The organism is Rhizobium sp. Root491 (assembly GCF_001427205.1).
Taxonomy (GTDB): Bacteria; Pseudomonadota; Alphaproteobacteria; order Rhizobiales; family Rhizobiaceae; genus Agrobacterium; species Agrobacterium tumefaciens.
This window is the reverse complement of the sequence record NZ_LMFF01000020.1, coordinates 27,457-46,430: the sequence shown is the minus strand read 5'-3', so window position 1 is coordinate 46,430 and position 18,974 is coordinate 27,457. Positions and strand designations below refer to the sequence as shown.

At 56.9% G+C, this 18,974-nt stretch carries 13 protein-coding genes and 4 pseudogenes; 10 read left to right on the top strand and 7 right to left on the bottom strand.

Going from position 1 to position 18,974, the window contains the following annotated elements; genetic code table 11:
• Positions 1-37: 37 nt before the first annotated feature.
• The 4 genes from ASD46_RS25430 to ASD46_RS25415 all read left to right on the top strand — a co-directional run bounded on the left by ASD46_RS25430 (position 38) and on the right by ASD46_RS25415 (position 4,391).
• Complete coding sequence (locus ASD46_RS25430) at positions 38-601, top strand: hypothetical protein (RefSeq protein WP_060642952.1); 564 nt, start codon at positions 38-40, stop codon at positions 599-601.
• Complete coding sequence (locus ASD46_RS25425; RefSeq protein ID WP_060642951.1) at positions 598-1,590, top strand: NAD(P)H-quinone oxidoreductase; 993 nt, start codon at positions 598-600, stop codon at positions 1,588-1,590. Before ASD46_RS25430 ends, ASD46_RS25425 begins: the two co-directional genes overlap by 4 nt.
• 90 nt (positions 1,591-1,680) lie before the next feature.
• Complete coding sequence (locus ASD46_RS25420) at positions 1,681-2,526, top strand: nitroreductase family protein (RefSeq protein ID WP_060642950.1); 846 nt, start codon at positions 1,681-1,683, stop codon at positions 2,524-2,526.
• A gap of 269 nt (positions 2,527-2,795) precedes the next feature.
• The gene (locus ASD46_RS25415; RefSeq protein ID WP_323455152.1) at positions 2,796-4,391 is read left to right on the top strand and encodes a Na+/H+ antiporter; all 1,596 of its coding nucleotides are present in this window, start codon (positions 2,796-2,798) and stop codon (positions 4,389-4,391) included.
• A 152-nt stretch (positions 4,392-4,543) separates the two neighbouring features.
• Here ASD46_RS25415 and ASD46_RS25410 read toward each other — a convergent pair whose 3' ends face one another.
• Together ASD46_RS25410 and ASD46_RS25405 are read right to left on the bottom strand one after the other, a co-directional pair.
• Complete coding sequence (locus tag ASD46_RS25410) at positions 4,544-5,584, bottom strand: MsnO8 family LLM class oxidoreductase (protein WP_060642949.1); 1,041 nt, start codon at positions 5,582-5,584, stop codon at positions 4,544-4,546.
• A 4-nt stretch (positions 5,585-5,588) separates the two neighbouring features.
• The gene (locus tag ASD46_RS25405) at positions 5,589-6,602 is read right to left on the bottom strand and encodes an LLM class flavin-dependent oxidoreductase (RefSeq protein ID WP_060642948.1); all 1,014 of its coding nucleotides are present in this window, start codon (positions 6,600-6,602) and stop codon (positions 5,589-5,591) included.
• Positions 6,603-6,956: 354 nt separating this feature from the next.
• Between ASD46_RS25405 and ASD46_RS25400 the strand changes: the two genes are divergently transcribed.
• Positions 6,957-7,538 (top strand): response regulator transcription factor, encoded by a 582-nt coding sequence (locus ASD46_RS25400; protein WP_060642947.1) that lies wholly within the window; start codon positions 6,957-6,959, stop codon positions 7,536-7,538.
• Positions 7,539-7,564: 26 nt separating this feature from the next.
• Complete coding sequence (fdhD, locus tag ASD46_RS25395) at positions 7,565-8,350, top strand: formate dehydrogenase accessory sulfurtransferase FdhD (protein ID WP_112191887.1); 786 nt, start codon at positions 7,565-7,567, stop codon at positions 8,348-8,350.
• A 51-nt stretch (positions 8,351-8,401) separates the two neighbouring features.
• On the opposite strand, the pseudogene ASD46_RS25390 reads toward fdhD, so the two are convergent.
• From ASD46_RS25390 to ASD46_RS25375, 4 genes and pseudogenes are all read right to left on the bottom strand, one after another.
• A pseudogene (locus ASD46_RS25390) lies at positions 8,402-9,024 on the bottom strand (response regulator transcription factor).
• Between the two features lie 53 nt (positions 9,025-9,077).
• The gene (locus ASD46_RS25385) at positions 9,078-11,369 is read right to left on the bottom strand and encodes an FdhF/YdeP family oxidoreductase (RefSeq protein WP_060642945.1); all 2,292 of its coding nucleotides are present in this window, start codon (positions 11,367-11,369) and stop codon (positions 9,078-9,080) included.
• Between the two features lie 124 nt (positions 11,370-11,493).
• Positions 11,494-14,607, bottom strand: coding sequence for an efflux RND transporter permease subunit (locus ASD46_RS25380; RefSeq protein ID WP_060642944.1), 3,114 nt, complete (start codon positions 14,605-14,607; stop codon positions 11,494-11,496).
• A gap of 3 nt (positions 14,608-14,610) precedes the next feature.
• A complete protein-coding gene (locus tag ASD46_RS25375; RefSeq protein WP_060642943.1) occupies positions 14,611-15,798 on the bottom strand; it encodes an efflux RND transporter periplasmic adaptor subunit in 1,188 nt (395 codons plus the stop codon).
• A 301-nt stretch (positions 15,799-16,099) separates the two neighbouring features.
• On the opposite strand from ASD46_RS25375, the gene ASD46_RS25370 reads away from it, so the two are divergent.
• The 4 genes and pseudogenes from ASD46_RS25370 to ASD46_RS27880 all read left to right on the top strand — a co-directional run.
• Complete coding sequence (locus ASD46_RS25370; protein ID WP_060642942.1) at positions 16,100-16,570, top strand: DUF992 domain-containing protein; 471 nt, start codon at positions 16,100-16,102, stop codon at positions 16,568-16,570.
• 105 nt (positions 16,571-16,675) lie between these two features.
• On the top strand, positions 16,676-17,131 hold the full coding sequence (locus ASD46_RS25365; protein ID WP_060642941.1) for a hypothetical protein: 456 nt from the start codon (positions 16,676-16,678) through the stop codon (positions 17,129-17,131).
• A gap of 253 nt (positions 17,132-17,384) precedes the next feature.
• Positions 17,385-18,099 (top strand): annotated as a pseudogene (locus ASD46_RS27255) (IS5 family transposase).
• Positions 18,087-18,293, top strand: a pseudogene (locus tag ASD46_RS27880) (IS110 family transposase); the annotation flags it as partial. The pseudogenes ASD46_RS27255 and ASD46_RS27880, both read left to right, overlap by 13 nt.
• Positions 18,294-18,549: 256 nt before the next feature.
• Here ASD46_RS27880 and ASD46_RS25355 read toward each other — a convergent pair.
• Positions 18,550-18,807: pseudogene (locus ASD46_RS25355) on the bottom strand (transposase); the annotation flags it as partial.
• Positions 18,808-18,974: the final 167 nt, after the last annotated feature.

Below are 18,974 nucleotides of genomic sequence, written 5' to 3'. Positions count from 1 at the left end.
TTTTTGGGTGCCGAAATCAGACCGAAAGGAAAAAGCCATGAAAGTTCTTACCGACAAGCTGCTATCGTTCTCCGCTTACTCACACGACATCGACGTCCCGCTAGACCAGATCGACATCGCCGATTGGCTTTTCAATCTCCCAGAAGCAGAATATCAGCGTTGCTGCGCGCCGGACCACGTCGCCTGCGGTGCTACCTTCACCGACGATGGCCGCAAGATGTCGATCAATGTCGAGAAGATTGGGACCGGCCTCGTCATCCAGCACTATGTCGCTGATGAAGCCACCCCGTCCTATTGCAAGATGAACTCGATCTCCGACGTCTTCACCCCGACCGGTGAGCGCACGCAGGTCAACGTGATCTGGGAGCTGAAGGCAGAATCGATCGAGGGCAACCGTACGCGCTACACCAATCAGGTTACATGCCACCCGACCGAGGCGTTCATGGCGTTCATTGAACAGCATGGCCAGTCCTTCGAAGATGCTGCAGCAGCTCGTCAGGCAGCAGGCGGCGATCACAATCACCGCGAAACGCCGAAGTTTGCCGAAAGCATCGCTCGCAAAGCGCTTGCCAAGGCCGCCGTCAAGGTTGCTGCAGAGTGAAGGCGATCGTTTATGATCAGTTCGGCAAGGCGGATGTGCTCCGCCTAGCCGACGTTCCACAGCCGGAGCCACGCCCAGGGGACCTCCTCGTCGAGGTCAAAGCGCTCGGTGTCAATCGCGCCGATCTCCTTCAGCGCCAAGGCTATTACGGCACCTTAACTTATGGAGAGAGTGCCTTGTTGGGATTAGAGTTGTCGGGGGAAGTCGTGTCCATCGGTTCAGATGTTACTGGCATCGCGCCGGGCGACCGGGTCATGGCTATCGTGGGCGGCGGCGCCTATGCCGAATACGCTCGGGTTGATCGCTTTATGGCTGTGCCGGTTCCCGAGGGATTCGGTTTCGTCGAAGCTGCGGCGATCATGGAATCCTTTGTCACGGCGTGGGAAGCGCTTGTCCATTTGGGCGAGATTGCTCCAGGTAACTCCGTCCTCATCCATGCCGCAGCAGGCGGCATTGGTTCGGCGGCCGTTCAGATTGGAAGCGCGCTTGGAACCCGTGTGTTTGCGACTGCGTCGGCATCGCGCCGAGCAGAAGTCGAAGCGCTGGGCGCTCGACGGGTCTTCGACTATAATTCGGAGGACTTCGAGCAGGGTATTCGCGAAGCAACGGACGGCCAGGGCGTAGACGTGATCGTCGATTTTGTGGGTGGCCACTATCTCGGTCCAAACCTGCGCAGCCTTCGTCCAGGTGGGCGATTGGTCCAGGTCGGTCTGCTAAGCGGACAGGATAATACCGATATTTCGCTCGGGCTGGTCCTCCACAATCACTTGAAGGTCATCGGTACAGTGATGAAGTCACGCAGTGCCCAGGAGAAGCGCGCAATGGTGCAGCGTTTCGCCAAAGATGGTCTTCCAATGTTCGAGGATGGTCGCTTGTGTCCGGTCATCAGCCAGACTTTTCCGCTCGCTCGCGCTGCTGAAGCGCACCGCTCGATGGAAGCGGGTGGCGGCTTCGGCAAGATCGTCCTGACTATTGACAACGAAGACTGATTTCTCCGGCAATATCTCATGCGGTGGAGGCTATCTCACGGGTCCGACCGAGCGGATGTGGTCATCGCATAAGGATAAACGAGGGTAGATATGGACGCCTATAGAAACTACGCGGTCAAACATGGCCGCCCTGTCGCAGATGCGGTTGCCGATCGCTACGGAGAAACTGACGAGCAGGTTCGGACCGGCAATGTCGTAGTCGATCACATGCTCATGCATCGAACCATCAGGCGCTTCACATCAGAGCCGGTCGCGGAAGCCGACATCGTGACCGCGATCGCGGCTGCCCAGTCAGCGGCGACATCATCGAACCTGCAGAGCTGGAGCGTTATCAAGATAAGCGATCCCGCGCACAAGCGCGAGGTCAACCGGCTATGCGGTAACCAAGGGCAGATCGAGGAAGCGTCGCTCATGCTCGTGTGGCTTGCCGACCAGAGCCGCAATTATGCAATCGGTCAGGCCTACGATACGCCCCTCGAGGCATTCGACTATTTCGAATCCATGATGCTGGGCACAGTTGATACCTGCATCGCTGCGCAGAATGCAGCATTGGCCTTCGAAGCGCTTGGCTATGGAACTTGTTTCATCGGCGCGGTGCGCAACAATGCTGCCGTTCTTGCGTCACTGCTGCAATTACCAAAGCGCTGTGCTCCGGTGACGGGTCTTGTCGTCGGTCGCCCGCATCCGGCACATGATACGGACATCAAGCCGCGGTTGCCTCAGGATGTCGTGGTTCACGAGGAGGTCTATCGGATAGCAGGACGGCAGGAAATCTCTGCCTATGACGACGTCATGAACCAGTTCCAGGGCAAGCAGGGCATGGCTCCTGTCGGCTGGTCCAGTGCTGTTGCTGCCCGCCTCGGTACAAAAGGAATTCTCCATGGCCGTGACCGATACATGGAATTTCTACGCGGCGCGGAAATGGGTGTGCGCTAGGTGCAAATCTGATGCACAACTCGCGGAACTAACCCGTTCCAGGTCCGGTCTATATGAACCCAAAACGCTTTGGGTTGGTCGTCTTCAGAGGCCGCCAAGATCAGGCAAATCCGCCGGTATGCCAGAGACAGATACTGCACGTCGTTGCGCGCATATCCTCAGCATAGCCTGCGGGTTCTGGGCGGGCAGGTCGTTACGCCATCTCCGAGCAAACCATCTTCGCGACGGTTGCCCCGTCAGCATGCCTCATGATCTGCGAGACTGCCGACATGTCCATCGAACTTGAGTATGATTTCCTGATCGGGCTGCTGATGGCCGTCCTCGGACTGGCGTTGGCAGCACGTCGCCTGCGCTTGCCGCCGGCCGCCGCCTTTATCGGCGGAGGGATCGCCATCGCCTTCATCCCCGGCATCCCCGTCGTTGCCATGGATCCCAACCTCGTGATGGTTGTCTTTCTACCACCGCTCCTGCTCAGCAGCGCGTATCAAACGGTTTGGCTCGACTTCAAACAGTATTTAGCGGCTATATCCTCGCTTGCGGTTGGTGCAGTTGCGTTCACAACCGTTGCCGTTGGCTATGTGGTGCATTGGTTACAGCCGGGTATTCCCTGGTCTGCTGCTTTCGCGCTCGGCGCCATCGTCTCTCCACCCGATGCCGTCGCCGCTAAGGCTGTCCTCGAAAGATTGCGGCTTCCAAACAGAGTGACAACCATTCTGACGGGCGAAAGCCTCGTCAATGATGCAAGTGGGCTTGTCCTGTTTCATTTCTCCATATCTTCCGTCCGCAGCGGTTCCTTTGACGCTCCCGTCGGCCTCGAAACCTTCTTCCGAGTGTCCATCGGAGGTGTGGTGGTCGGGTTCTGCCTTGGATGGGTGGCGCTCAGACTGTTGAGGAAATTCGGAAACAGCGAGTTGATAGTCACCGGCACTCTGTTGCTTGCCGCCGTTTCCTATATGGCCTCTGAACAACTGGGGTTCTCAGGCGTGCTAGCAACGGTCACGACGGGACTGATGCTCGGCTGGCAGCAGCATGAGATTTTCTCGGCTGCGACCCGGATCCGTGCCCAGTCCTTCTGGCGGGTCCTTGTCTTTCTTCTTGAATCCCTGCTGTTCATCCTCATTGGGCTTTCATTGCGACAGGCTCTTAGGCACTTCGAAAACGTCGGCGACGGTCTTCAGACACTCGGGCTCCCGGTGGTTGCTGTCGTCGCAACAGTCATAGCAGCGCGGTTCATCTGGCTCGTGGGCTCGGATGTGGTATGGACCGTCCTCTCACGGCTCGGTATCCGTCCCAAATATCCGCCGTCCCTTCCGATGACGATGATTGTCAGTTGGGCGGGGATGAGGGGCGTGGTTACCCTTGCGGCTGCTTTATCCTTGCCGATGGATTTTCCAGGGCGCGACCTCATTCTTGCGTCGGCCTTCGGTGTGATCCTTGTCACCGTCCTTGTTCAGGGAACCACTCTGCCCCTGCTCGTCAAGCTATTTCCCTCTGTCAGCCTGAAAAGCAATTCGCAGCTGGCCAGGGACGAGGGGACCATCCGAAAGAAGGTTGCACAGATCCAGTACCAGGCGATGCTTGACCACTGCCGTGAGACGCGAACGCGCCGCCGGCCGCGAGTATCCGATCGTGACCTCTTCAGTGTAGAAGTTAGCCCCCATTTCGACACCGCGCCGGAACTGCGAGGTCCTTTGTCGACGGACCATTTCGATGCCACCCTCTATGCGATCCGTATGGGTCGCTCCGAGATTCTCAAAATGTATCGGGCTGGTCAGGTCTCTGACCGGATCATGAAGAATATCGAGCAGGATCTCGACCTTCAGGAAATCGCGGCCGAACGGCGCCGTGACGAGCGAATGCAATAGGCCATGCGACCAGGACGCGGTGCGCCAAATTCGCGTACGGCTTGGCGTATAGCACTATCCCGCTCAACACCACCGTCAAAAAGAAAAGCACCTGACCTGGCCATTTCGAAGCATGAGCGCGGTGCTTTTGGTTTGGTACCTTTCGGCTATTCCTATGAAAGGCGCTCGGCAAGTGCTGCCAAGGTGAATTCGCGGTTTGGCGCCCGGTCTTTCGGCTGTGAGGAATAGGCTGCCGCGACCGGATTGATCATGATCTCCGAGCAGCCAAGATCGGCCGCAAGATTGGCTACAGCCTTTGCGGCGTGATCCGGCGACCCAATGATCCAGGAGCTGCGGAACATTTTAACGAGCCTCTCGTGATGAGCTGGAAATTCGTCGCCATCGGCTTCTTCGACAAGCATCTGCGATTTCACCGGTTCACCAGAGCGGAAAGAGGACATGAAGAAGAGTTGAGGCCTGGCAAGCCGCTCGGCCTCCAGATCAGTTTCCCCAATCACCACAATCGCGGACACCAACACGCGCGGCTCAGCAAGGTAGGCGCTCGGCCTGAACTTTTCCCGATACAGCGCGATTGCCTCCTTCGCGCCTTCGGCGCGAATGTGGTAGCCGAACGCATAGGGAAGGCCGAGTTCGGCTGCTAGCTGGGCGGAATACCAGGAGGTCCCGAGGATCCAGGGGGCTGGTGCGCCGGTCGCGTTTGGCACTGCCTGGAAAGTGAATTCTCGACCGTCCTGCGCAACCGTCAAACCTTCGGGCCGGTTCAGAGCAAGTAAATTGGTGAGATCGCTGATCATGGCTTCGTCTGACTTCGTTTCCGTGTCGCCGCGTAACAGGGAACTGGTTGCCCAATCTGCACCGGTCGATCGGCCGATGCCGAGGTCGACGCGGCCCGGATAGCAGGCCTCCACAATGCCCATCTGTTCGGCGACCAAAAGCGGCGGGTAGTGTGCCAGTAGAACGCAGCCGCCGATCCGGATACGCTTGGTGTGGGCGCCAATGACGGGTGCGAGCGAGGCAGTGTGACTGGCCGCGACCGCCGCGACATTGTGATGTTCGGCAAGCCAATAGCGATTGTAGCCAAGGACCTCGCCATGCTTTGCGAGCTCGATCATAGAATTGAAGCAGTCCGTTGCCGATTGGTTCGAGCGGATCGGGCCGATGTCCAAGACGGAAAGGGTTAGTTTTTGGCTCATACCGTCAACTCACGATCCGGTTGGCAACCTGGTGGAAAGCACGGATCTTGTCCTCGATGTCGAAACACATCGTCGTCAACATGACCTCATCCGCATCGTAAGCTGCCGCCCTTTCGCCGATTTCCTTGACCGCATCATCGACCAGCCCGATGACCTCGCGGTTGGCGATCTGCTTGAGATAGGCCTTCTGGCTTTGCGAAAATTCTACCTGATCCATTGTCTCGGGCGAGGGGACCGACTTCGGATAGTTACCGCTGTCGCGCATCAGACGGAAGTAGTCCGAGGCTTTCTTCAACTGCTCGAGCTTTTCGGTGGTGTCAGCGGCGATGAAGTTGAGGGCGATCAGAACACGCGGTTCCGGGAATTCGAGCGACGGCTTGAAGCTGCGGCGATACTGGTCAACAGCCTCCCGCGTCGCCGTTGGGTTGATGAAGAGCGCGACTGCCAAACCCATGCCCTTCTCCGACGCCATACGGCCGCTGTCGGGATGCGAGCCCGCAGAGAGAAGCCAAAGCGGCGGAGCGCCACTGACCTTCGGCATTGCAGTCGAGCGTTGATGTTCATCATGGAAAAACCGCTCCAGCTGGCCAACTTGCTGGCTGAACTCGATCCCCTCGGGCGGATTGAGGAGGGCGGTCGTATAAGGATCGCCACCGCTTGCGCGACCGATCCCGCAATCGACACGACCTGGAAACAGCGCTTCGAGAACCCGGAAATTTTCGGCGACCTTGTAGGCTGAATGATTAGGCAACATCACGCCGCCGGAACCGAGCCGGATGCGGTCCGTCTTCGAACCGATCGCCGCCAAGAGGACTTCCGGTGATGATCCTTGCAGGATGCTCATATTGTGATGCTCGGATAGCCAAAGCCGCTCGTAACCGAGGTAATCCGCTTCACGCGCGAGCCAGACTGTGTTTTGGATTGCATCCGATGGGGACCCGTGTTCCGACAAGGTCGATTGTTCAAGGATAGAGACTTTCACCGCGGCTCCTTTTGTGAACGTGACGATCCTCTCCATGCCGGCGGCATGCTCGCCGGTAGTTTTTCGAAGAGATTGAGATCGCCGACGTCATTGTTCTCAAGCTGAAGAGATCTGGATGCCGTCAACAGCGGCACAACTCCGAGAACGCTAGACCAAGCTGCAGGGAGCTGTAACTATACATGAGTGTAGGAGCGGATCGAGTTTCGGAAACCGCGCGGGAACACCTGAATTACAAGGCAAATCTGTCGTTCTGCCACCGTCATTAGAGCCTGCGAAATCATGGTCATTCCATCTGATCCGCCAACACGTATGGTGCGACCTAACCCAACGTATAGTTTAGATATCTCGGCGTTCTCCGTAACCTTCGATCATAATCGGAGATTGACCCGCATGGCAGAAGAACTTTTCGGCAAGGTATTGATCGGGGCCTGCGAGCGTCTGACGGTTCTTATCGTCGACCCTGCCCAGGCACCGGAATCCGACATGGTCCAGAAGGCGGTCCATGGTGGTTTTCAGGTTCTCATCGCAAGGAATATCGAGGGTGCTATTGCCCACATCCTCTCCTCGAGGATATCGTTCTGCGTGACTGAACTGGTGTTCGACGATGGTGAAGCACATGACGTGTTACGACTGCTTGCGGCCCATCATCCCGGTTGCAGAACGATCGTCCACAGCGCGTATTGCAGTGTGCCGACAGCTGTTGCCATGACACGAGCCGGAGCGGCAGATGTTCTGCCGAAGCCCATGTCAGTCGAATTTGTTCTGGCAATTCTGCTGGAGAAAGATTTGAGATGCTCGACCCGGATCGAATGCCTCCAAGGCCCGAATGCAGTGCGTGACGAGCACATACGACAGGTGTTGATTTCATGTGGAGCCAATGTTTCGCGAACTGCCCGCCGACTGTCGATGCACCGACGCACCCTCCAGAGAATGCTCGCAAAGTCTGATACTTTGAAGGTGCTAGTTCGATGACGTTTCTGAGGCCGACCCTGCAATCGATGCTGACACGCTCGATCCGGGATAAATGGACAGAAAGAAACAGCGTTCTCTGTGTGCCCGAGGAAGTCCCGATCGCGATATCCTATGGTGGCTCATCGCACGCCGTGTTGATGGCTACACCGGACGACCTTGTGGATTTCGGTATCGGCTTCAGCCTGACGGAAGGTGTTATCGAGAATATTTCCCAAATCCGCTCTGTCGATATTGTCGAAGGAGACCTGGGCATCGATCTGCAGATCTCGCTGGTGGATGACGTCAACGAAATGTTGCGAGCACGCAAACGCAACATGGCCGGGCCTGTCGGTTGCGGACTGTGCGGGATCGAGTCGATCGATCAGGCGATGAGGACGTTGCCGGACCTTTCATCCATCCGGTTCCAGATCTGCCATGAAGCGGTCGTTGCCGCGACTGCCAAGCTGTACGGCGCTCAAAAACTTCACAGGGAAACCAGAGCCGTACACGCGGCGGGTTTGTACCTTCCGGAGATAGGTTTGGTCGCGGCGCGCGAGGATGTGGGTCGGCACAACGCGTTGGACAAGCTCTGCGGACATGCGATCCGTTCAGCCGTGGATCCCCACCGGGGAGCGGTCGTCGTAACGAGCAGGATTTCGGTGGAGATGGTCCAAAAAACCGTGATGCTCGGCTGTCCTGTACTGATCGCAGTCTCGTCACCCACTGCCCTTGCCATTCGCACCGCCGAGGCCGCCGGCGTAACGCTCATCGCCCTCGCCCGAGGAGAGGACTTCGAGATATTCACCTGTCCGAGCCGCGTGGTGCCTCATTGACGGTAACGTTTTAGCGTTGCTGGGTACAGGCGCAACAAGGCTAGATCACGGCTACTTTCCGTAGCCGAGCGCCTCACCGATCCTCACCAGGTCCGCAAATGATCGCACGTCCATCTTGCGCATCACGTTGCCGCGATGGAGCTTGACGGTGACTTCCATGATCCCAAGTTCAAAGGCTATCTGCTTGTTCATGAGCCAGCGGACCACAAGCTGCATCACCTCCTGTTCGCGGGCAGTCAAGGTCTCTTAAAGCGCCGCCGCCGCCTCTAGGTCAGCGTCACCTCTGCGGATTTCGGCGTCGCGCTCAAGTGCTACGGAGACGGCATCCAGGAGAGCCTTTTCTCCAAAGGGCTTCGTCATGAAGTCGGATGCCCCTGCCTTTATGGCCATCACGGTCATGGGGAGGTGGCCATAGCCGGCATGAAGATGTTCGACATCTTGTTTCACTTGGCATTGAGATGTGCCTGCAATTCGAGCCCGTCGACATGCGGCAGTCGAATATCAAACAGGATGCACCGCGCCCCGGATCTGGCGGCCGCGAGGAAGGATGCGGTATCCCCAAAGGCAAGGGCGTCCATCGATATCGACGTGAACAGATCAACAAGTGGTTCACGCATCGAACGATCGCCGTCGACGATGTAGACGACCGCATAGGAGGTTCGAGAGGCGATCATAATATCAGTATTTCCATTGCCTCCTCAAGCCATGTTAAGGTCGCTTCTCCTTCTTAGCCAGTCTGGGAGCGAAAGATCTTGACCGGAACGCCCTTGTAGGCTGGTGTTCCGGACTTGTGATCGTAATGGGTCAGGGCGACGACAGCGTTCATTTCCGGATAATAGCCGCCGACCGAACCTTGGGGAAGGTCATAGGCGACGGCAGTATATCCGCGAACCGACCTCTCCGGTCCTGTGGTAACCGCAACCACGTCGATCCGATCGCCGTCCTGCAGGCCGCGAGCCTTGAGGTCGGCAGCGCTAATGAAGATGACATCGCGCCGGCCAAAGACGCCTCGATATCGGTCGTCTAGTCCGTAGACAGTCGTATTGTACTGGTCGTGGCTACGCATCGTGGCCAGCACAAGCGTTTCGGGATCCTTCAGTCTCGGATCCTCGTCCAGACCGCAGGAAATCAGGAAATTCGCCTTTCCGGACGTAGTGCGCCATTCGCGATGTGAAGCAGGAATGTTAAGCCTGAAACCTCCACGTACACGCACGCGCCTGTTGAAATCCTTGAAGTCGGGGAAAACGATCTCGATCTTGTCACGGATCCGGTCGTAATTATCGATCATCCCCGCCCAGTCGATCCCGTATTTATCCCCGAGCGTTGCCTGGGCGATTCCAGCCAGAATAGCGGGTTCGGATTTGAGGAAAGGGCTTGGTGGATTGAGGAAACCGCGCGAGGCATGCACCATTGACATGGAATCTTCGACCGTCACGGATTGTGGTCCTGACGCCTGTGTATCGAGGTCGGTCCTGCCGAAACATGGCAAAACGATGCAGGTCTTTCCGGTCAAAAGATGCGACCGGTTCAGCTTCGTCGAAATGTGGACGGCAAGATCGAGCTTGCGCATACCGGGAAAGGTCACCGTCGGGTCCGACATGGCGACCGCGAGATTGCCCCCGAGGCAGATCAGCGCTTTAGAGCGGCCTTCTGCGATAGCTTCGATTGCCTCGACCGCATTGTGGCCCTTATCGCCCGTCGGCCGGAATCCGAAGGCACGTTCCATGCCGTCGAGAAGTGCTGCATTGGGAATTTCAGTAATCCCAACAGTCCGGTCGCCCTGGACGTTCGAGTGGCCGCGGACCGGACATATCCCGGCACCTTTGCGCCCAACATTACCACGCAGCAACAGGAGATTTGCGGCCTGCTGAACGTTATGCGTTCCGTTCGCATGCTGGGTGAGACCCATGCCATAGCAGAGGATGACATTCTTGGCCTTAAGATAGACGTCTACCGCGCTTTCAATTGAAGCACGCGAGAGGCCGGAATAATACAGGATCTGGTCCCAGCTGGTCTCTTCGACGTCACGGCGCAACTCGTCGATGCCAAGGGTGTGTTCCGCTATGAAGGCGCGGTCGAGGACACCTGGTCCGCCCTTTGCGAGATCAGCGGCGTCCCGTTCGAAGATAAGTTTCATCATGCCCTTGAGTGCCGCGAGATCGCCGCCGGTGCGAACCTGATGATAGGCGGATGCGATCTCTGTCGAGGAGAAGGTCGCCATCTCGATCGGATCCTGGGGGGCCGCGAATTTCTCGAGCGCCCGCTCTTTGAACGGATTGAAGACGACAATCGGCGTGCCTCGACGCGACGCTTCATGCAGAGTCGTCATCATGCGCGGATGGTTGGTGCCCGGATTGTGCCCGAAGCTGAAGATCGCATCGCAGTGGTCGAAGTCTTCGAGCGTGACCGTTCCTTTGCCGACACCGATCGATTCCGGAAGTCCGACACTGGTCGCCTCGTGGCACATGTTCGAACAGTCTGGGAAATTGTTGGTGCCGAAGGCACGCACGAAGGCTTGATAGACGAAAGCGGCTTCGTTCGAGGCGCGGCCCGATGTGTAGAATTCGGCCTGATGCGGGCTTTCGAGGGTGTTCAACTCCTTGCCGATAAGGCGAAAGGCTTCGTCCCATTCGATTGGCTGATAGCGGTCGATCTTTGCATCGTAGATCATCGGGTGCGTCAGCCGCCCCTGGTTTTCCAGCTCGTGGTCGGTCCATTTCCAAAGCTCGGCAACCGTATGGTCGGCGAAGAAATCGGGGCTGACGCGCTTGGCAGTCGATTCCCAGGTGATCGCCTTTGCACCGTTTTCGCAAAACTCGAACGACGAGGTATGTTTCGGGTCGGGCCAGGCGCAGCCGGGACAGTCGAAACCTTCAGGCTGGTTCGCTTTCAGCAATGTTGCCGTGCCTTGTGCAACCACCTGCTGCCTGGCGAGCGTCTCGGCAACAGCTTTCAGAGCTCCCCAGCCGCCTGCCGGTTCATTATATGCCTTAATGCCGTCTGGGCGCTTTTTCGTCATCGGGGGTCTCCACAGTTGATCGTTGGCAAGCCTAGCAGCTCAAGGGGACGTCCGAAGCTATACAGAAGCATAGGTGCTATAGACGCGCACCACAGATTGCCGTTCGTTCAAAGAGAATGCCGCATCATTGCTGTTCGCGTGGCTTGGGCTGCTGAGATAAGGGACTTTTTTGTCCAAACAGATGGCTAAGCCGCTCGAGATAGAGATAGACAACCGGTGTTGTATAGAGCGTCATGAACTGACTGATGATCAGGCCCCCGACAATCGTGTAGCCGAGTGGCTGGCGCAACTCTGATCCGGTACCATGTCCCAACATCAGCGGGACGCCCGCGAGCAATGCCGCAAAGGTCGTCATCAATATCGGGCGAAAGCGCTGAAGACAGGAATGGCGGATCGCCTCTTGTGGTGTCAATCCCAAGTCCCGCTGAGCTTCGAGCGCGAAGTCGACGATCAAGATGCCGTTCTTTTTCACTATACCAATCAGAAGGATCACCCCGATCAATGCGATAATTGTGAAGTCGAAGCCAAAGCCCCACAACATCGCAAGTGCCCCAAGCCCGGCCGAGGGAAGCGTTGAGAGGATTGTTACCGGATGGACGTAACTTTCATAAAGCACCCCCAGAATGAGGTAGATGACACAAAGCGCGGCAAGCACCAGAAGCGGTTCGCTTGCCAATGACGACTGGAAGGCCTGCGCATTACCCTGAAAGGTGCCTGTCAATGATGCTGGCGTGCCAATCTGGTTCTGCGCGGTGCCGATGGCACTAACGGCCTGGCTGAGCGCCACGCCTTTCGCAAGATTGAATGACAGCGTCACGGACGGGAACTGGCTCTGATGTGTGACGGCAAGAACCGCAGTTGGTCCCGTCGACTGTTTCACCAGAAGGCTAAGCGGAACCTGCTCGCCAGTCAGCGGCGATTTGATGTAAAGACCATCGATGGCCGCCGGACTGTCCTTGAAGCCGGGACTGACCTCCAGGACGACGTGGTAGCTGTTGACGTCAGTGAAAAACTGGGCGACTTGGCGCTGACCAAAGGCATCGTAAAGCGTGTTGTCTATCGTCTGTGCTTCGATGCCGAAACGCGCAGCCTGATCGCGGTCGATCGCAAGCGTGATCGTCGCGCCGCCATTCTGCTGGTCAGAGGCGACATCTGCCAATTCCGGAACTGTCTTGAATTTGGCAAGCAGTTTACCTGCCCATTCATCGAGCTCTGATCCGCTGGCGTCCTGCAGAGTGTATTGATACTGGGTTGCCGATGCGCGACCACCAACATTGATGTCTTGGGCCGGCTGCAGGAAAATTTGGGCGCCGTTCATCTGCTCCAGCTTCGGATTGAGCCGGCGAATGATGTCGCTGGCTGATGCCGTGCGCTGGTCGTGGGGTTTTAGCGTGATGAACATCCGGCCGATATTGACCGTTGTCCCGGCGCCACCACCGACCGCCATCCCGATCGTCGCGACATCCGGATCGCTTTGTATGATGGCGCCCGCCTGCTTTTGCAGTCGAACCATCTGGGCGAATGATATGTCTTGAGACGCCTCTAGCTGACCGATCAGCAATCCCGTGTCCTGGGTCGGGAAAAATCCCTTCGGGATCTCGATGAAGAGAATAGCAGTTGCGACCATCGAGGCGAGGAATACCGAGAAGGTAAGGGCATGAAATCTCAACGCCAGATCCAGCGTTCGGCGATAGCCGGCAAGCAGTGCGTCAAAGCCCTTCTCGAAGGCCATGAATATCGGGCCACGCTTAGCCTGCACTTCGGGTTCCAGAAAACGAGCAGCCAGAGTTGGAGTGACTGTCAGTGACACGATTGCTGACACAACGATCGTCATCGTTACCGTGAGTGCGAATTCCTGAAAGAGTCGGCCGACCAGACCGCCCATCAGGAGAAGCGGTATGAACACTGCAACCAGAGATGCGCTGATCGAGACAATCGTAAAGCCTATTTCGGCTGCCCCATCGAATGCCGCCACGCGCGGCGATTTGCCCATTTCGATATGGCGCTGGATGTTCTCGACCATGACGATCGCATCGTCGACGACGAAGCCGATCGCAATACTCAATGCCATGAGTGAAAGGTTATCCAGGCTGAAGCCGGCGACATACATCAGCGCCAAAGTCGTCATCAGCGCCAAAGGCACGGTCACACTAGGGATAGCAGTCGCCCAGAAGCTTCTCAAGAAGACGAAGATGACCATAACGACGAGGCCAATAGTGATCGCAAGCGTCGTCTCGACATCCAGAACCGATGCCTGGATGGTTTCGGTACGGTCGCTGAGGATCGAGATGTCGACCGCACCGGGCGAAATCGCCTTCAACTGCGGCATGGCGGCCTTTATAGCCGCCACCGTGTCAATCACGTTCGCGCCTGGCAGTTTGAAGATCGGCAGCAGGATCGCCGGCTTGCCATTCGCCCATGCTGCAAGCTGCATATTCTCAGGCGCGCTGACGGCCTGACCTATGTCCTTGACTCGAACGGGAGCGCCACCCTTGTAGGCAACGATCGCTTCGTTCCAACCTTCTGCGTCGAGCAACTGGTCATTGTCGTAGATCGTATAGGTACGCGAGGCCCCCTGAATGGTGCCTTTCGGCGCATCGGTTGAAAGTGTTGAGATTGCACTTCGGACGTCTTCCAAACCGAGGTTTCGACCTGCAATCTCTGACGGGTTGACCTGCACCCGTATCGCCGGTTTCTGCTGACCAAAAACGACCACCTGCGAGACTCCGCTAAGCTGGCTGATATGCTGGGCGAGCACATTTTCTGCATAGTCGTCGACGGCCGTCAGGGGGATCTCGGCGGAGGTCAGGGCAAGGATCATGATCGGCGGGTCGGCCGGATTTACCTTCCTGTAGGTGGGGGGAGAGGGCAGACCTGTCGGCAGTTGGCCGCCCGCAGCGTTGATCGCGGTCTGCACGTCCTGTGCTGCGCCGTCGATGTCGCGCGAGAGATCGAATTGCAGGATGATAGAACTGCTTCCCAACGTACTAGTGGAAGTCATCTGCGACACGCCGGGGATCTGTGCGAACTGCCTTTCAAGCGGCTGCGTGACAGACGTGGCCATCGTGCGCGGGTCCGCACCAGGTAATTGCGCCGAGACTTGGATCGTCGGAAAATCAATCTGTGGCAATGCCGCAACCGGCAGGAAGGGATAGGCAGCGACCCCGACCGCAAAGAGAGCGACCATGAACAGCGAGGTGGCGATGGGCCGCTTGATGAACCAGGAGGATATCGACATCGGCTACTCCTTCGCTGCGGTTGGGGCTGCAACGGGCGTCGCGTCCACCGCGGTACCTGGGGAAAGCCGGTATTGTCCCGTCACAACGACATCGTCGGTTGCCGCCAAACCGTTTGCGATCATGGCAAAATGTTCCTCGATCGGCCCGACTGTTACATTCTTCACCTGCGCCCTCCCATCGGAATCTACGACGTAGAGGAAGTAGCCATCCGGTCCGCGTTGCAGCGCAGCGGACGGCACCGTGAGGGCGTCAGGAAGGAGTTTTTGAAGGATACGTAGAGAGATGGACTGGCCCGGCCAGAGTTTTGCCTGCGGGTTGGCGAACGTAGATTTGATCTTTATCGTGCCGGTGTCCTGATTGATCTCATTGTCGATCAGAAGGACATCGCCGCTCCCGAGCTCCGTTGTCATGTCCATTGACAACGCCCTGACCTCGACCGGTCCGGCAGCCAAAGCGCTTTTAACCTTTTCAAGATCGCCCTCGCGCAATGTCGAGATCACAGAAATCGGATCCATTTGGGTAATAGTAACGATCGGGGTCGCACCACTTGGGGAAACCTGATTGCCGGGGTCGATTTGCCGAATGCCAGTGCGACCATCAATGGGTGATCGTATCTGAGTGTAGCTCAGCGATATGTCGGCGTTTTCCTTGGCGCTCTGGTCCTGCTGTAGCTGAGCGCTGAGCGCGTTTACTTGAGCCCGCTGCTGTTCCAGTTCCTCCTGGGTGACGATTTGTTGACCTGCGAGTCTCGTGTCTTTCTCCAGCAGATATTGAGCATTGGCAAGATTGGCTTGATCCTGCGCAGTCTTGGCCGCGGCTTCATCGACTGCCGCCTGGAACGGACGAGGGTCGATGACGGCCAGCAGATCACCCTTGTGAACCTGCTGGCCCTCGACAAAGCTGACGCTCTCCAACTGTCCGCTGATCTGTGGCGTGATGTTGACAGTGTTTTCTGACTGAACGAAGCCAAGGCTATTGAGATAAACTGGCACGTTTTCCCGCTTTGGGTTTGTAACCTCTACCGGCACACCTACTGGTGGCCTGTCTAAGGCAAAAGCCGGTAAGGGCAGAAATTCCAGAGCAATCGCCGAGATCGCGACTACCCCGACCGAGGCGCCCAAGATTCCGAGCAATGCCATCGTGTGATGCATTTTGACACTGTACCGACTGTCGCCATGTGAGGACTTCATATTGCGCTCCGATTTCCAGGGACGAGGGCGCGACCGGCAAGCAGTCTTCGTGCCCGATGCCGTCAATGTGCGCGTTCTATAAAAAGATACCGGAAGCGTGATGGAGCGTAATCTATGCGCTGGTCTAGCTACCCCTGCACATAGGTAAGGGGTGGACGTCCGCGCCAGCCCTATCTGCCTCCGAGGCGGATGATCAATACCCATGTAGGGGGCGAGTAAATGTAGGGATGATGTTTGCGCTGGCGCCCCGGGGCTAGTTTTTTGGATGCGCGCATTCCAACCCCAAAAAACGGAGAGCTCGATGAGCCGTATGTCCTTGAGAATTGCAGTCGTCCTGATATCCACGGCATCGTTTGCCCAGATGAGTCACGCACAGACAGTTGACGACCAGCCTGCCGGAACGATGAGATGTGAAGTCACCTCGAATGGGGACACGCCGGTCGCCGCGAAGGAAAATGTCGTCTGCGACTTTTTCTCTGCCACCGATGGTGTGGCGACCCGTTACGATGGTCGCATAACCGATGTCGCTATTGATGCCGCGGAGGTCGACGACGGTCATATGACCTGGCTCGTACTCGGCGCAGCCCCGAACGCCGATTTTGCCGGGTCATACAGCGCCTCCCCGGCCGGCCCCGAACTCAATATGCCAGGCCATGCCATCGTGTTGAAGAAAAGCGACGGCAGCGGTGTTGTGCTCCGACCCTACCTACTTCAGGGACATGGCCTCAACTTTGCCGTTGGGGTGACGGGTCTGTCGCTCGCCAGCCGCTGAGCGGGCGGCCATACGAAGGGATGGGCTGGTTGACCACAGGTATGATTTCCTGCGCGGCAAGAAAGTTCGAATTTCTCCCTGTTCAATTCAAACCGGAGAGTAACTATGCCCCTTACGAAATTTGCCGCGAGCAACTGCAGGACTGGCTTCGCCATTATTGCGACAACCACGTTGTCTCTGGCGCTCGCGGCATGCCAGACGTCCGCCGAAAGCGTTCAACACAAGGAAAATGACCTTGCAGCCGCAGGCTTCGTTGCGCGGCCGGCAAACACGTCGGCGCGTGTCGCGATGCTCAAGCGGCTGCCGCCGAACAAATTCCTGATGCGTAGCAAGGGGAATACCGTCAGCTACGTCTATGCCGATCCGGTCAATTGCAATTGCCTCTATGTCGGAACCCAGAAAGCCTACGGTTCCTACCAGGCAACCAAGAAGCAGGAGCGGATTGCCGATCGGCAGCTTCTGGCCGCGCAGACCTATCGAGACGCAAACTGGGATTGGTCCGGTTGGGGGCCTGATTTCCCAGAATTTGACGGTCCATTCGGACCCGGCTACGGCTGGTAAGCGAGCGCAATACTGCGCTGGCTCAATCCACGTTCTGCTTGTCGTCGCCGACGTGAGGGCATCATGCCAGCTACCCCCACAAAAGGGTTCATGTTCGAAGGCGTGGTTAGGAATGCGCGATCCACCGCGGGGTCGCGCATTTTCTTATGAGGGAAGCAAACTTCCGCCTACGGTGGAGGACTAAATCACATACCCATAAAATCCGTTTTTTTAAGCAATTGTGATTCATTGGCCTCATGATTTGGAGGCATTGATGGCACTCGTTGATTTGACGGATTTCGAATGGACGTTGATTGAACCGCTTCTTCCGAGTGAGGTACATGGCAAGGCCCGGGTTTATGACCGGGTGGTACGGAATGGTATCTTCTGTAGTCTAGGAACCGGAGCGCCTTAAGCGAATATTCCAGCCCGATACGGACCCCATAGTACCTGCGTAAACCGCTTCAATTGATGGCGCCATGCGGGTCATTGGTCGCTTATTTTCAACGCAATAACGGAAGCTTACGATGGCGAATCCAGATGACCGACAGTTCGTCGATTCGCGTGCATCAACACGCCGCTAACGGTCAAAAAAAGACGAGCGATCCAATCGAATGGGTCGCTCGCGTGGCGGGCTGAAAACCAAAATCCATGCTTTGGTCGATGAAGACGGCCGTCCAACCCGGCTTAAACTAACAGCAGGCCAGGTTCATGACTGACGCTCGCAAGCAGATATGTTTGAGATTGTTCAGGCTAGAAACACCCTTCTGGCCGATCGCGCTTATGACAGTGGCCGGTTGCTGCGGGAACTCAAGGTCGTTGGAGCATGGGCTTGCATCCGCCTCATGCCGAGCAGGGTGAATATCCCCTTCTTCAACCAGTGACTCTACAAGAAGCGCAATGAAGTCGAGAGGTTTTGCAACAAAATCAAACACTTCTGTGCAGTAGCAACCCGATACGATAAGCGCGGTGATAACTTCGTCGCCTGATCATTCATGGAGCACGGTCATGCATGCTGCATCTCGATCGGAGAAAGGATCGTCTTGGCGTCTGGATCGATACCTTGCGGCTGAGAATGCACGTTAACAAGGTGGCCGTAGCTTTGGCTGCCAAGCTGGCCCGTATCGTTTGGGTTGTTCTGACAAAGGCGGGGGCTACGTACCTGCGTCAGGTCACAGCTTGACCGGATCGCCTTTCTGGCCGTTGGGGCCGGACAGATTGCAAGGTTCGAGGGTGATGACGAGACAGTTGATCGACATTCTGTAAATCCTGGTCGAAAGCGGGCTTCGTGCCCGAAGAAGCTATTTGGAAACAGAATGTGCGGATCTCATCAGGGCCTGGCTGCAACAGCAGTCCACTCGCGAGAGGCCGGATACATTAACGCAAACTGCTATCGCCAGAACTTGAAATCCTTGCAATGACAGGGCCGACCATACATTTCGCCGAATGACATCCTGCAACATCTCACGATCCAGCGTCAGGTCCGCGACGATCCTCTTCCACCGCGCATTCTCGTCCTAGAGCTGCTTCAGCTTCTCCATCTCCGGCGGCAGCATGCCCGCGTATTTTTTCTTCCAGTTGAAATAGGTCGCCTGGCTGATCCCTGCTTTCCGGCAGATCTCCGCCACCGACACTCCTTCATCACCCTGCTTCAAAATGAACGCCTTCTGTGCGTCCGAAAACTGCGATGCTTTCATCGACTTCCGTTCCTTTCACAGCCAGAAAAATGCACCGGAAAACTCTAACCAAAAACGGTCCAGTTTGAAGGGTTCAGATCACTGTCAGTTTGCATCTTGCGACAAGGCATGCCGGTGTCTCGAAACACCAAACGTTGGTCTAGGTCGCAGAGACTTGTGTGTGATTT